At 45.6% G+C, this 14,559-nt stretch carries 15 protein-coding genes; 7 read left to right on the forward strand and 8 right to left on the reverse strand.

What is annotated here, in order from left to right:
* The first annotated feature begins 3 nt into the window (after window positions 1-3).
* From hisD to hisIE, 7 genes are read left to right on the forward strand one after another with little or no spacing between them, the layout of a single operon-like run.
* Window positions 4-1,317: a histidinol dehydrogenase gene (hisD, locus tag D5398_RS14305; RefSeq protein ID WP_120508228.1), complete on the forward strand. Its 1,314-nt coding sequence runs from the start codon at window positions 4-6 to the stop codon at window positions 1,315-1,317.
* A complete protein-coding gene (gene hisC / locus D5398_RS14310; protein ID WP_120508229.1) occupies window positions 1,317-2,450 on the forward strand; it encodes a histidinol-phosphate transaminase in 1,134 nt (377 codons plus the stop codon). The genes hisD and hisC overlap by 1 nt, the downstream gene beginning before the upstream one ends.
* Before the next feature lie 14 nt (window positions 2,451-2,464).
* Entirely contained in the window at window positions 2,465-3,529 is a 1,065-nt protein-coding gene (gene hisB / locus D5398_RS14315; RefSeq protein WP_415838530.1) for a bifunctional histidinol-phosphatase/imidazoleglycerol-phosphate dehydratase HisB, read from the forward strand.
* Window positions 3,529-4,119, forward strand: coding sequence for an imidazole glycerol phosphate synthase subunit HisH (hisH, locus tag D5398_RS14320; protein ID WP_120508231.1), 591 nt, complete (start codon window positions 3,529-3,531; stop codon window positions 4,117-4,119). The genes hisB and hisH overlap by 1 nt, the downstream gene beginning before the upstream one ends.
* A 5-nt stretch (window positions 4,120-4,124) precedes the next feature.
* Window positions 4,125-4,862, forward strand: coding sequence for a 1-(5-phosphoribosyl)-5-[(5-phosphoribosylamino)methylideneamino]imidazole-4-carboxamide isomerase (gene hisA / locus D5398_RS14325; protein ID WP_120508232.1), 738 nt, complete (start codon window positions 4,125-4,127; stop codon window positions 4,860-4,862).
* On the forward strand, window positions 4,844-5,617 hold the full coding sequence (hisF, locus tag D5398_RS14330; RefSeq protein WP_120508233.1) for an imidazole glycerol phosphate synthase subunit HisF: 774 nt from the start codon (window positions 4,844-4,846) through the stop codon (window positions 5,615-5,617). The genes hisA and hisF overlap by 19 nt, the downstream gene beginning before the upstream one ends.
* 23 nt (window positions 5,618-5,640) lie before the next feature.
* Window positions 5,641-6,255 carry a bifunctional phosphoribosyl-AMP cyclohydrolase/phosphoribosyl-ATP diphosphatase HisIE gene (hisIE, locus tag D5398_RS14335; RefSeq protein ID WP_120508253.1) on the forward strand — a complete coding sequence of 205 codons (615 nt, stop codon included), beginning with the start codon at window positions 5,641-5,643 and terminating at the stop codon, window positions 6,253-6,255.
* Between the two features lie 71 nt (window positions 6,256-6,326).
* On the opposite strand, the gene wzzB is transcribed toward hisIE, so the two are convergent.
* The 8 genes from wzzB to D5398_RS14375 all read right to left on the reverse strand — a co-directional run.
* Window positions 6,327-7,319: an LPS O-antigen chain length determinant protein WzzB gene (gene wzzB, locus D5398_RS14340; RefSeq protein ID WP_120508234.1), complete on the reverse strand. Its 993-nt coding sequence runs from the start codon at window positions 7,317-7,319 to the stop codon at window positions 6,327-6,329.
* 200 nt (window positions 7,320-7,519) lie between these two features.
* Window positions 7,520-8,929 (reverse strand): NADP-dependent phosphogluconate dehydrogenase, encoded by a 1,410-nt coding sequence (gene gndA, locus D5398_RS14345; RefSeq protein ID WP_120508235.1) that lies wholly within the window; start codon window positions 8,927-8,929, stop codon window positions 7,520-7,522.
* Between the two features lie 323 nt (window positions 8,930-9,252).
* Window positions 9,253-9,657, reverse strand: coding sequence for a WbuC family cupin fold metalloprotein (locus D5398_RS14350; RefSeq protein WP_120508236.1), 405 nt, complete (start codon window positions 9,655-9,657; stop codon window positions 9,253-9,255).
* A complete protein-coding gene (locus D5398_RS14355) occupies window positions 9,644-10,861 on the reverse strand; it encodes a glycosyltransferase family 4 protein (protein ID WP_120508237.1) in 1,218 nt (405 codons plus the stop codon). Before D5398_RS14355 ends, D5398_RS14350 begins: the two co-directional genes overlap by 14 nt.
* Complete coding sequence (gene wecB, locus D5398_RS14360; protein ID WP_120508254.1) at window positions 10,862-12,019, reverse strand: non-hydrolyzing UDP-N-acetylglucosamine 2-epimerase; 1,158 nt, start codon at window positions 12,017-12,019, stop codon at window positions 10,862-10,864. It abuts the gene before it with no gap.
* Window positions 11,994-12,872, reverse strand: coding sequence for a dTDP-4-dehydrorhamnose reductase family protein (locus D5398_RS14365; RefSeq protein ID WP_120508238.1), 879 nt, complete (start codon window positions 12,870-12,872; stop codon window positions 11,994-11,996). The genes wecB and D5398_RS14365 overlap by 26 nt, the downstream gene beginning before the upstream one ends.
* Window positions 12,865-13,896 carry a polysaccharide biosynthesis protein gene (locus D5398_RS14370; RefSeq protein ID WP_120508239.1) on the reverse strand — a complete coding sequence of 344 codons (1,032 nt, stop codon included), beginning with the start codon at window positions 13,894-13,896 and terminating at the stop codon, window positions 12,865-12,867. The genes D5398_RS14365 and D5398_RS14370 overlap by 8 nt, the downstream gene beginning before the upstream one ends.
* A gap of 13 nt (window positions 13,897-13,909) precedes the next feature.
* The coding region (locus D5398_RS14375; protein ID WP_162940766.1) for a glycosyltransferase at window positions 13,910-14,559 on the reverse strand (650 nt) is incomplete at its 5' end.

The following is a 14,559-nucleotide window of genomic DNA, read 5'->3' on the forward strand; positions in this document are numbered from 1 at the left end:
GCCATGAAGCCTGACGCGTTCACTACCCCGATTGACTGGCAGCAATGCGACGAGCAACAGCGTCGCGAGCTGCTGACACGCCCGGCGATTTCGGCGTCCGACCGTATTACCGAATCTGTCAGTGAAATTCTGCGCCGTGTGCGCAGTGAAGGTGACAGTGCGCTGCGCGAGTTTTGCGCCCGCTTTGATAAGACTGAAGTTCAGGAATTGCGCGTCACTGCACAGCAAATCGAGGCCGCTTGCGCGCGTTTGGGCGATGACGTTAAACAGGCGATGGCTCATGCCGTCCGCAATATCGATACGTTCCATCAGGCGCAAAAACTGGCTGTCGTCGATATCGAAACCCAGCCGGGCGTGCGTTGTCAGCAACTGACACGTCCTATTCAGTCCGTGGGCCTGTATATTCCGGGCGGTTCTGCACCGCTGGTTTCCACCGTATTAATGCTGGCAACTCCGGCACGTATCGCCGGATGCCAGAAAGTGGTGCTGTGTTCCCCGCCACCGATTGCCGATGAAATTCTGTATGCTGCGCGACTTTGTGGCGTGGAAGAGGTGTATCAGCTTGGCGGTGCGCAGGCGATTGCGGCGCTGGCTTTCGGCACCGAAACTGTGCCGCGTGTGGCAAAAATCTTCGGGCCAGGCAATGCCTATGTGACAGAAGCCAAACGTCAGGTTAGCCAGAGTCTGGACGGCGCGGCGATTGATATGCCTGCCGGGCCTTCCGAAGTACTGGTGATTGCGGACAGCGGCGCTACACCTGATTTCGTGGCCTCTGATTTACTTTCACAGGCTGAACACGGCCCGGATTCTCAGGTGATTTTGCTGACACCGGACATAAAAATGGCACAAGCCGTTGGCGAAGCCGTTGAACGTCAGTTGCAGACATTATCCCGCAGCGAAATCGCCCGTCAGGCGCTGGCAAGCAGCCGTCTGATTGTGGCGAAAGACCTCGCGCAATGCATCGAAATCAGCAATGCGTACGGGCCTGAGCACTTAATTTTGCAGACCCGTGAACCTGAACAACTTGTCGACAGCATCACCAGCGCCGGTTCGGTATTTCTCGGTGACTGGTCGCCGGAATCAGCGGGCGATTACGCTTCCGGTACCAACCACGTTTTACCGACTTACGGTTACACCGCGACCTGTTCCAGCCTCGGTTTGGCCGACTTCCAGAAACGTATGACCGTTCAGCAGTTAACGCCTGAAGGTTTGCTGGGTCTGGCGAATACGATTGAAACGCTGGCGCAGGCAGAACAGCTGACCGCACACAAAAATGCCGTGACTTTGCGCGTGAATGCTTTAAAGGAGCAACGCTGATGAGCAACGAAAACAACCTCAGCGTTCAGGCGCTGGCACGTAAGAATGTGCAGGAACTGACACCGTATCAGTCCGCCCGCCGTCTGGGGGGAAATGGTGATGTCTGGCTGAATGCCAACGAATACGCCATCGCGCCACAGTTCGAACTGACACAGCAAACGTTTAACCGTTACCCGGAATGTCAGCCTGCGCTGGTCATCAACCGTTATGCAGCTTATGCCGGAGTGGATCCGGAACAGGTGCTGGTCAGTCGTGGCGCAGACGAAGGCATCGAGCTTTTGATCCGCGCTTTCTGCGAACCGGGCAAAGACGCTATCCTTTATTGTCCGCCAACGTATGGCATGTACAGCGTGAGTGCCGAAACCATTGGCGTTGAAGGCCGCACAGTGGCTGCGAAAGCCGACTGGTCTCTGGATATACCTGCCATTGAAGCCGCCCTCGACGGCGTGAAACTGGTGTATGTGTGCAGCCCGAATAACCCGACCGGTAATATCATTGACCCTGATGAAATCCGCGCCGTACTGGAAATGACCCGTGGTCGCGCGATTGTGGCGGTCGATGAGGCGTATATCGAATTCTGCCCGCAGGCAACGGTTTCCGGCTGGTTGCAGGAATATCCGCACCTGGCAATTTTGCGCACGCTGTCCAAAGCCTTCGCGCTTGCCGGTTTACGCTGCGGCTTTACGCTCGCCAACAGTGAACTGATTGCTTTATTAATGAAAGTCATCGCGCCTTATCCTTTATCTACGCCGGTTGCCGATATCGCGGCCCAGGCGCTGAGCCCGGAAGGACTGGCCGTTATGCGCCAGCGCGTGGCGGAAGTGATTGAAAACCGCGAATGGTTGCTGGCAGAACTGGAAAAATGCGACTGTGTTGAAGAGGCCTTTGCGAGCGACACGAACTACGTACTGGTCCGCTTCACCGCTTCAAGTTCAGTATTTAAAAACCTCTGGGATCAGGGCATTATCCTGCGTGACCAGAACAAGCAACCGGGGCTTTCCGGCTGCCTGCGTATTACGATTGGTACGCGCAGTGAATTGCAACGCGTGATTGACGCACTGCAACCATTGCCGGGCGCAAACGCCACGACCATCAATGATAATCAAAATAGCCCCCGCAAGGAGCACATGTGAGCCAGAGTCCGTTATTGCAAAAAACACTGTTTATCGACCGCGACGGTACGCTGATTTCTGAGCCACCGGAAGATTTCCAGGTGGATCGTCTGGATAAACTGGCTCTTGAGCCCGGTGTTATTCCGGCACTGCTGGCACTGCAAAATGCCGGATTCAAACTGGTGATGATCACCAACCAGGACGGTCTGGGTACCGCCAGTTTCCCGCAGGAAACCTTCGACCCGCCGCACAACCTGATGATGCAAATCCTGACCTCTCAGGGCATCGTTTTTGATGAAGTGCTGATCTGCCCTCACCTGCCGGCAGATCACTGCGATTGCCGTAAACCTAAAACAAAACTGGTCGCCGGTTATCTGGAAAGCGGCGTGCTGGACACGGCTAATAGCTATGTGATTGGTGATCGTGATACCGATATCCAGCTGGCTGCTAATATGGGCATCGCCGGGCTGCGTTATCAGCGCGATACACTGAACTGGACTGCAATTGCTGACCAACTGACTAAACGTGACCGTCACGCAAAAGTGAACCGCGTGACGCGTGAAACAGCGATTGATGTGGATGTCTGGCTGGACCGCGAAGGCGAAAGCAAAATCCGCACCGGCGTCGGCTTCTTCGACCATATGCTGGATCAGATTGCGACTCATGGCGGTTTTCGTATGAACATTGAAGTGAAAGGCGATTTGTATATCGACGATCACCACACTGTCGAAGACACCGCTCTGGCATTAGGCGAAGCGCTGAATAAAGCGCTGGGGGATAAGCGCGGCATCGGGCGTTTCGGATTCGTTCTGCCAATGGATGAATGTCTGGCACGCTGCGCGCTGGATATCTCAGGCCGTCCGCACCTGGAATATAAAGCTGAGTTTAATTATCAGCGTGTCGGCGACCTGAGCACGGAAATGGTCGAGCACTTCTTCCGCTCACTGTCTTACGCGATGGCCTGTACCCTGCACCTGCGCACCAAAGGCAAGAACGATCACCACCGTGTCGAAAGCCTGTTTAAAGTCTTTGGCCGCACGCTGCGTCAGGCCATTCGCGTGGAAGGCAACACCCTGCCGAGTTCGAAAGGAGTGCTGTGATGAATGTCGTTATCCTTGATACCGGCTGCGCCAACCTCTCTTCCGTGAAATACGCGGTGCAACGCCTGGGCTATGAGCCGACGGTGAGCCGCGAAGCGGAAATTGTGTTGCAGGCTGACAAACTGTTTTTGCCAGGTGTCGGAACAGCTCAGGCCGCGATGGAACAACTTGAGCAACGCGAGCTGATCGACCTTATCAAAGCCTGCACACAACCGGTGCTGGGTATTTGTCTGGGCATGCAGTTGCTGGCGTCTTCCAGTGAGGAAAATGGTGGGATTGATACGCTGGGCATTATCGAAACACCGGTAAAACGCATGCAGGATAGGGGTTTACCGCTGCCGCACATGGGCTGGAATCAGGTTATCGCCAATGCCGACAGTCACCTTTTCCGCGGTATTGATGAAAACGCCTACTTCTATTTTGTTCATGGATTTGCCATGCCGGTATGCGAAAACACCATCGCGCAGACACTTTACGGTGAGCCTTTCAGCGCCGCCGTGCAAAAAGACAACTTCTTCGGCGTGCAGTTTCATCCCGAGCGCTCCGGTGCCGCTGGCGCACAGTTGCTGAAAAACTTTCTGGAGATGTAAACAGCATGATTATTCCCGCTTTAGATTTGATCGAAGGAAGTGTGGTGCGTTTGCATCAGGGCGATTACGGTCAGCAACGTGACTACGGCAACGATCCGCTGCTACGGTTGCAGGATTATCAGCAACAAGGTGCAGAGGTTCTGCATCTGGTGGATCTGACCGGCGCGAAAGATCCGGCAGTCCGCCAGATCCCCCTGCTGACTAAATTACTGGCAGGCGTTTCCGTGCCGGTGCAGGTCGGTGGCGGTATCCGCACCGAACAAGATGTTGAAGCTCTGCTCAGCGCCGGGGCAACCCGTGTTGTGGTCGGTTCGACTGCGGTAAAAGATCCCGAGAGGGTTCAGGGCTGGTTCAGCCGTTTCGGGGCAGATGCGCTGGTTCTGGCGCTGGATGTGCGCATTGACGCTGAGGGGACCAAGAATGTTGCCATCAGTGGCTGGCAGGAAAATTCCAACGCCACGCTCGAACAGGTCGTCGGGCAATATCTGCCGTTCGGTCTGAAGCATGTATTGTGCACGGATATTTCCCGTGACGGTACGCTGGCGGGTTCCAACGTAGAACTTTATCGTGAAGTGACTGCACGTTATCCGCAGATAGCTTTCCAGGCATCAGGCGGGATCGGTTCCCTGAGCGACATCGCGGCCTTGCGTAACAGCGGCGTGCAAGGCGTGATCGTCGGGCGCGCACTGCTCGACGGTAAATTCAATGTGACGGAGGCAATTTCATGCTGGCAAAACGGATAATCCCCTGCCTCGACGTTAAAGACGGTCAGGTTGTGAAAGGCGTGCAGTTCCGCAATCACGAAATCATCGGTGACATCGTGCCATTAGCGAAGCGCTATGCCGAAGAAGGCGCGGATGAGTTGGTGTTTTATGATATTACGGCGTCCAGCGACGGGCGTGTTGTGGACAAAAGCTGGGTATCACGCGTGGCAGAAGTCATCGATATCCCCTTCTGTGTGGCGGGCGGGATTAAGAGCCTGGAAGATGCCAGTCAGATTTTACAGTTTGGCGCGGATAAGATTTCTATTAATTCTCCTGCGCTGGCCGACCCAACATTGATCAGCCGCCTCGCCGACCGGTATGGTGTACAGTGCATCGTAGTTGGCATTGATACCTGGCACGACGCTGCGACCGGCACCTATCAGGTGCATCAGTTTACCGGCGACGAAGCCCGTACCAAAGTCACCACCTGGCAGACAATTGACTGGGTGAAGGAAGTGCAGGAACGCGGCGCAGGTGAAATCGTTCTGAACATGATGAATCAGGATGGCGTGCGTAACGGTTATGACCTTGCGCAGCTCAAAATGATCCGCGAAGTGTGTCATGTTCCGTTAATCGCCTCCGGCGGCGCTGGCACGATGCCTCACTTCCTTGATGCATTCCGTGAAGCACGGGTTGACGGTGCACTGGCCGCCTCCGTGTTCCACAAACAAATTATTAATATTGGCGAGCTGAAAAGCTATTTAGCCGAAAATGGTGTGGAGATCCGCTTGTGAGTAATCAGGACGTAAAAACCGGTCTGCTGACCAGTGAACAGATTAACCAGCTGGACTGGGCAAAAGTGGACAATCTGATGCCAGCCATCATCCAGCATGCGGTATCGGGTGAAGTACTGATGCTCGGTTATATGAATCAGGAAGCGCTGAGCGTTACCCAGTCTTCCGGGAAAGTCACCTTTTATTCGCGTACCAAAGAACGTCTGTGGACTAAAGGCGAAACGTCAGAAAACTATCTGAATGTGGTCAGCATCACACCAGATTGTGATAACGACACGCTGCTGGTCCTGGTTAATCCTGTTGGCCCGACCTGTCATAAAGGCAATAACAGCTGCTTCCACCCTGCCGAAACCGACTGGGCGTTTTTATATCAGCTGGAAGAACTGCTGGCGTCACGCAAAACAGCCGATCCGGATAGCTCTTATACTGCAAAACTGTACGCCAGCGGCACCAAACGTATCGCGCAGAAAGTCGGTGAAGAAGGCGTGGAAACCGCACTGGCCGCCACGGTCAATGACCGCTTTGAACTGAAGAATGAAGCCTCGGATCTTATGTATCACCTCCTGGTATTGTTGCAGGATCAGGATTTAAATCTGAGTGCAGTGATCGACAATTTGCGTCAACGTCATAAGAAGTAACGCCAGATTCGGGATACAAAAAAGCCGCCTTTGCTGAAGAGCATTGGCGGCTTTTTAGTAATGGCTATTTATCAGTTACGCGGTGAATAACTTTTTACCATGTTCCGTCCCAGCACAATCAGGGAGCCCACAACAATACCCATAATCGCACCAATGAGTAAAATTAATACTTTCTTAGGGCTATCTCTGTGTACTGGCAGATCAGGCTTCATGACGTAGCGAAGCGCATAGGTTGAGTCTGGTTTAGATTTTAGCGCACTAATGGCTAACAATGTCTGACGAGCCTGATAATAAGAAGCATCAAGTGGTAAAGGTCGCGTCGCTTCATTTTTAATGGTGGCAGAGAGTGCGTTGCTACCCAAAACAAAAAGAGTGTCTTCGGAGAGCGTTTCCGCCTGCTGAACCAGAGTATCTTTAATATTAGCTTGTTGAGCAACCAACAATGACTGATTTAACATTTTCAAACGAAGGTCTTTCTTTTCCTGAGCAACCTTCTCTTGGGTAGCTAAGTCCTCTTTGAGGTCATCAATTTTAGAGTTAATACTACTCTGCAAGTCATTATCTAACTCAGTCACGACTCGCTTGTTAATTTGCTGTATGTAAGTAGTGAGGGTCTTTTGCGCCTCTCCAGCAGTCTTCGCGGTATAACTGATTTTGAGGGGAACCGGTTGATCTTTAACAGCCGGAGCTATAACCAGCTTTTCCGGATCAACCTGATTGCCAAGTTGTTCAGATAACGCAGAAATGGAAGCATTAAATCGGCCGAAAAAACGTTGCTGAACATCGACAACGGTTGGGGCGTTTGCGGGATTCTGACTATAAAGTACGCTCATGGCGTTGTTGTAGTTTGCAACTTGTCCCGAATCGGGGTAAGTAACAATGGCATCTGAAGTCCATTTCTGTTTAGCCACAGACAAGTAGACAACCGCCAGAATAATTGTCAAAACCATAACTGTAAAGATTACTATTTTACCACGCCACAACTGCAAAAGGACGTCGATGAGGTCAATTTCTTCATTTGGTTTCGAAGACAGGTTATTGGTCATTTTGTTATCTTGATTCATGATTACCCTAGAGAAAAACAGTCACATTTGGTCAGTGATATGTGCCTGTCGATTATAGACAGGTTTCCAGAGAAAATTGGGATTATAAGCAATGATTTTCGTAAGAATTCCCTGAAAAAACCACTTGGGAATTTAAGGGAAAAGATCACGGTCAAAAAAAACGCCCCTCTGCGGGGCGTTAATATTTTAGTTAACGCTGATTAATCCATCCACTCGGTATGGAAAACGCCATCTTTATCGGTACGTTTGTAGGTATGTGCACCGAAGTAGTCACGCTGTGCCTGGATCAGGTTAGCTGGCAGAACCGCAGAACGGTAGCTGTCATAGTAGTTGATCGCAGCGGAGAAGGTCGGTGTCGGGATACCGTTCTGAACAGCATAGGACACGACATCACGCAGCGCTTGCTGGTATTCATCAGCGATGTTTTTAAAGTACGGAGCCAGCAGCAGGTTCGCGATGGAAGCATTTTCAGCATACGCATCGGTAATTTTTTGCAGGAATTGTGCACGGATGATGCAACCCGCACGGAAGATCTTCGCGATTTCGCCGTAGTTCAGGTCCCAGTTGTTCTCATCTGATGCCGCTTTAAGCTGTGAGAAACCCTGCGCGTAAGAAACGAGTTTACCCAGATACAGAGCACGACGTACTTTCTCAATGAACTCTGCTTTGTCGCCAGAGAAAGATTTAACAGCCGGGCCAGACAACACTTTAGAAGCCGCAACACGCTGGTCTTTCAGGGAAGACAGGTAACGGGCAAAAACAGACTCAGTGATCAGGGTCAGTGGCTCGCCGAGATCCAGAGAGCTCTGGCTGGTCCATTTACCGGTACCTTTGTTCGCTGCTTCGTCCAGAATCACATCGACCAGGTATTTACCTTCTTCGTCTTTCTTAGTGAAGATATCTTTGGTGATGTCGATCAGGTAGCTGCTCAGCTCGCCTTTGTTCCACTCAGCGAAAGTGGTTGCCAGTTCTTCGTTGCTCAGGTTCAGGGACTGTTTCAGCAGGGAATACGCTTCTGCGATCAACTGCATGTCGCCGTATTCGATACCGTTATGAACCATCTTCACGTAATGCCCTGCGCCATCTGCACCGATGTAAGCTACACAAGCATCGCCATCTTCAGCACGAGCAGCGATTTTCTCAAGAATTGGGGCAACCAGTGCGTACGCTTCTTTCTGACCACCAGGCATGATGGATGGGCCTTTCAGTGCGCCCTCTTCACCACCGGATACACCAGTACCGATGAAGTTGAAGCCCTGCTCGGAAAGTTCGCGGTTACGACGAATGGTATCTTTATAATAAGTGTTACCGCCATCGATGAGGATATCGCCTTTATCCAGGTGCGGAGTCAGGGATGCGATGGTTTTATCAGTTGCTTCACCGGCTTTCACCATCAGCAAGATACGACGAGGTTTTTCCAGCGAGTCAACAAACTCTTCGACGGTGTAGTGCGGAACAAGATTTTTACCCGGGTTTTCAGCGATGACTTCATCAGTCTTGTCGCCAGAACGGTTAAAAATGGAAACGGAATAACCACGGCTTTCAATGTTAAGCGCGAGGTTACGGCCCATGACCGCCATACCGACAACGCCGATCTGTTGTTTGGACATTAGCAACTCCTGTCTGTAATAGTTGAACGCTCAGTTTTTAGTCTAAACACCTGTTTAAAGTGAGTTTATCTGCGCTGAGCTATACAAATGAACATAGGTATTGTACATGAGAATGATCGAGGGGGAACCTATCGCAGCGATCACAAAATGCGTTTCCAAAAGACGACGGATTTCAGGCGGATCTTTGTTACAAGTAATCTCAGCGTAGGTCTTGCAGGGATTATCATTCAAGACTTAAGCTAAAAACATATGTAAAAAGCTCTACACAAATATATATTAAATAACCTAATGGCAGAGCTGACCAAAAATGAATCAGTATTTTGCTACCATTGAGGAAAAGACTTGGCAAAATTAGGATCAAAAGGTCCTTCTTTTATCTCAAGCATCAATGCCTGATCGGAGACGCATTCCACACTATGAATTTCATTGGGAGCAAATTCTACCAACCCGGTTTTTTGGGCAGGCCCCGCTAGGAATTCATCGATGATTTTACCCGATACATCATGAATACAAACCTTAATACATCCCTCCGTCACGCTAAACATTTCCCATTGATGAGGAAGCTCATGAAAGTGAGGCTCAACATAACTTCCTTTGACTAAGGCAATGAGTAAACGCTGAACTTTGTCCTGATGAGATTGATGCAACAAATGATGTGACCGTTTTCTTTCTGAAATCACGGCCTGCCGGTACAGTTCGTCTATAAACTGTCTATCAAGTGTTCTCATTAAAAGCCCCCAGGCACTTTTCAATATGCTTAGCTGCAGAATTAACTGAAAATTGATTGATCAATAATTGCTTAGCATTTTCGCCAATTTTACGACGTAAAGATTCATCAAAATAAAGTTTCTCAGCAGAGGAATAGAGATTTTCATCTTCACCATTAAAATGAATGAAGCCAGCTTCGTTATCATTTACTAAATCAAGAAGATCATTTCCTTTATTAACGCTTCCTAAGATTGGTAAAGACTCAACCATATAACCTAATAATTTACCAGGGAAGTTATGAGCAGTATGGTTAGCGGACAATGAAAACAAGCCTATATCCACTTCAGTAAGAATATTTTTAAACTCGTCCTGATTAACCGAAGGCAAATAAGTAAAGTTTTCTAACTTCCATTCCTTTGCTAAAGAATTAATTAAATTAACTTCATCTCCCTGACCAACAAACAAGAAATGGGCTTTTTCATAAGCGCTCATTCTTTTTACCAATCTCATCAAATTGCCCATATCTTGGGCATGCCCAATATTTCCTCCATAGAAGAAAATAATTTTATCCTGAAGATAAAGCTTTTCCCTTACAGAAACAAAATTGTGGGAGTTTTTTATGACTGGACTAACATCTGCCCAATTACGGAAAACCTCACATTTGTGGCCTGGGTGGAGGGATTCAAATAACTGAAGATTCTTTAGCGACATAAGCCCAATATGATCGGCCGCAGCATAATTCTTATGTTCAAAGAAACGAAAATATTTAGCAATGAAAGAATTATTACTAATAATCCCTTCATCAATTGCCCATTGAGGAAAAAGATCTCTCAAAATTAAATAGGATGGGCAAGACCAAACGCGTTTAATTTTCTTTACAAACCCACCGAAGAATATAGATGGTGAATAATAGACAACACCATCAACACGGTTCTCATTGATTATTTTCGAAGCCGATTTCCAAGCATTAATTGAAAGTAGAGTTTCATTAATAGCGCGCTTTATTTTGGGAATATCTTTTATTGGCCCACTTTTAAATTTATAGACCTTAATACCATCGATGTTAAGAATAGTAAGAGATTCTTGATTATTTTGATCATTAGGGCAAATGACAATAGGGTCATGGCCACTTTGCTTTAAGGCTAAAGCAAGCTCATGCATCATCTTCGCACTAACCCTGGTGCTAAATGGCAAATAATCGTCACAAATCAAAACAAGCCGCATTTAATCCTTCTTCCAAACTTTTTGATTAACAAAATTGGTATAGCTCATAATAATGCGCAAGATTTTCAGTGATACGTTGTCAATCTGATAATCAGCAACCATTCTTAATTCTCTTTCCTCACTACCTCTTTTCTGAGTTTCGAGAATTGATAACCCCTGGAGGACTCGCTCCAAATCAAGACCCACAAACATGACTGCTGCCTCTTCAAAACCTTCAGGCCTCTCATGTACTTCTCTAAGATTTAACGCGGGGAAATTCAAAATAGATGATTCTTCAGTTATTGTGCCACTGTCAGATAAAACAGCCTTAGAGTCTTGTTGAAGCTTAACATAGTCAAGAAAACCAAATGGTTTCAAAAATTGAACGTTTGTTTTTACAGATAGTTTTAAAGAATCTATTTTTTTTCGGGTTCTAGGATGTGTAGATACAATAATAGGTATATTGTAAGTAACTGACAATGTATTAAGTATGTCGATTAATTTTTCCAATTTATCAGGTGAGTCAACATTTTCCTCACGATGAGAACTAATAAGGAAATATTCGCCTGATTTTAGATTTAATTTATTTAATATATCAGAAGATTTTATCCCATCCCTATAATAATCCAACACCTCGCGCATCGGGCTACCAGTTTTAATGATTTGGTCAGCTGGAATCCCTTCTCTTAATAAGTACTCCCTTGCTATTTCGCTATACGTTAAATTGATGTCAGCAATATGATCAACTATTTTTCTGTTTATCTCTTCAGGAACCCTGTAGTCAAAGCAGCGGTTACCAGCTTCCATATGAAAAATTGGGATTTTTTTTCTTTTTGCAGCGATTGATACTAAAGCACTATTTGTATCGCCAAGAATCAGTAAAGCTTCTGGCTTAATTTCTTCAAACACCTTATCAGATTCAATTATTACCTTACCAATCGTTTCAGCAGCATTCAAGCCCGCCGCTTCTAAAAAGTAGTCCGGCTTTCTGATACCCAAATCGGAAAAGAATACTTCATTTAACTCATAGTCATAATTCTGACCTGTATGAACCAATACATGATCTGTAAATTCATCTAGAATTGCGATAATACGAGATAAACGAATGATTTCTGGCCTGGTACCAACTACTGTGACAATTTTAATTTTCTTATTATTTGAAGTATTGATTGTATTCATCATTCATTTTCCTAATCAGTTGGGTCCAGGGTAAAGGTATAAAGCCCGTTGCTTTTCTGAATTTGTCAGAATCTAGACTTCTGTCAATGACAAGATCTTTATGTGGGTCAATAGTTATTTCCTTCTCGTACGTATCTCTAATCAGTTCTAACAAAGAAAGCTTGTCTATTGGTTCAACACTCAGATGATATAAACCACTTAAACTTGCGTTAGTTATTACGTATTTTTCAACTAACTCTGCTATATAGCATGTAGGCATACCTGAGAAAATAGCGTTTAAATACCCATCAACCCTATTATTTTGAGCCAAAAACCAGTCAACCAGGCTATGCTGAGTATTGATTTCATGACCAATTATTGATGTTCTCAAGGTGATGTGTCCGTCATAATCCACTTCACCTAAAAATTTTGAGCGACCATATAAATCCAAAGCATCTGGATTTTCTATTTCTTTATAATTTCCTTTGTCTCCGCTAAAAACGCAGTCTGTAGAAAAATGTATTAATTTACTTTTATTTGCAGTGCAAATTGCTGCGAGTTCGTGTGGGAATAGCGCATTAATTTTAATCGCAAGAATGGGTTTTTTGGAATCAGCAAGTTGTTTAATAATGCCAACACAGTTAAATACAAAATTGGGTTTAAATTGTGAAATCAGTTCAGAAATGGAGTTTTCATTTCTCACGTCAATATCACTGACAATTTGAGTAAAGCCTAATTCATTTAAGTTTGTCTTAATTACATCAGAGCGTACGGTTCCCAAGACTTCATATTCATTCTTACTATTATAGTATCTGTAAATGCTTGCTCCCAGCATTCCATTGGCACCTATAACAAGTATTTTATGTTTATTCATCTGGATTCGCCTCTACACCAGCTTCAATTTTATTAATGTATTCAAGTTTTCGTAAAAGAGAAATCATGCCATCGACATCAAGTCTTTGTGTATTATGCGAATTATAATCCTCAAGAGAATCGATGTTCTTGTTTCCAATCTCAAAATATTTCCCATAATTGAGATCTCGATTATCTGCCGGGATCCGATAATAATCCCCCTGATCTTCTGCTACTAACATTTCCTCTCGGCTGCATAATACTTCAAAAACCTTTTCTCCATGCCTGGTGCCGATTACATTAATTGGATGCTTTTCTTCTTTTGTTACTACTAAGATAGCCTTGGCTAATGTTTCAATTGTAGCCGCGGGAGCTTTTTGTACAAAAATATCGCCATTGTTACCAAATTCAAAGGCATGCAGTACAAGGTCTACAGCGTCATCCAAGGTCATCATGAATCTTGTCATGGTTGGGTCGGTGATCGTGATTGCTTTACCAGCCTTAATTTGCTGAATAAATAGTGGGATTACAGAACCTCGGGAAGCCATTACATTACCATATCTCGTCGCACAAATAGTTGTTTCCTCTGGCACATTTCGCGATTTGCCTATGATAACTTTTTCCATCATTGCCTTAGAAGTCCCCATGGCATTAATAGGATAAACTGCTTTATCTGTACTCAAGCAAACTATGCGTTTTACTTTATTAGTTATTGCCGCTTCTAATACATTGTCAGTACCAATAATATTGGTTTTGACTGCTTCCATCGGATAGAATTCGCAGGATGGCACTTGTTTTAGTGCTGCAGCATGATAAATAAAATCAACTCCGCGAGTGGCCGAAAGCACACTGTTATAATCTCGAACATCTCCTATGTAGAATTTTAACTTAGGATGAGAATATTTTTTCCGCATATCATCTTGTTTTTTCTCGTCCCGGCTAAAAATTCTAATTTCTTTAATATCAGTGTTTAAAAACCTTTTTAATACAGCATTACCAAATGAGCCTGTACCGCCTGTAATAAGTAAAATTTTATCTTTGAACATTATGTATTCTCTATCAAATTAATTTAAAAAAATCTACCCAAGACGTTGATTGAATGTAACTATATTCAGTTATATCAAGTTTAGGCATTTTGCCTTTTTCTATAATTGAATATATTTCGCGACTCCACTCATTAGCATCTTTATAGTTGACATAACTTACATTCTGGTAATTCCCTAACACTTCTCTGGTGTATGGTAAATCACTGCATATTATTTTCTTGCCTAATGTAGCCGCTTCAGCAAGAGGTAACCCAAAGGATTCCAGATAACTAGGAAAGACCACTGCAGTAGAACTACTATATTTTTTGAACAGTTCTTCCTGTGATAATCTACCTAAATATACAACGTTATCGTGTAAATTATATTTCCGAACTAAGCTAGTAAATTCACTCGCTGGATTTTCATCAAAAGTAACGAGAAACTTTAATTGATTGATAAGATTTGTATTCTTTAGCTGTGCCAGCGCTTCTAGAATGACAGCATGATTTTTATAAAAAAGAGGAGTCGCTGGATATATTATACTTATTTGTTCTGGTACTACATTCTCGAAATCACTGCTGAAATAGACAATATTTATATTTGGCTTTATTACATGTATTTTTTTATCGTTTATTTTTTTAGATTTTTTTAAAATAGCCGCTTTCATCCATTCTGTTTGTACAA

The organism is Rahnella bruchi, from assembly GCF_003614975.1.
Lineage (GTDB): Bacteria > Pseudomonadota > Gammaproteobacteria > Enterobacterales > Enterobacteriaceae > Rahnella > Rahnella bruchi.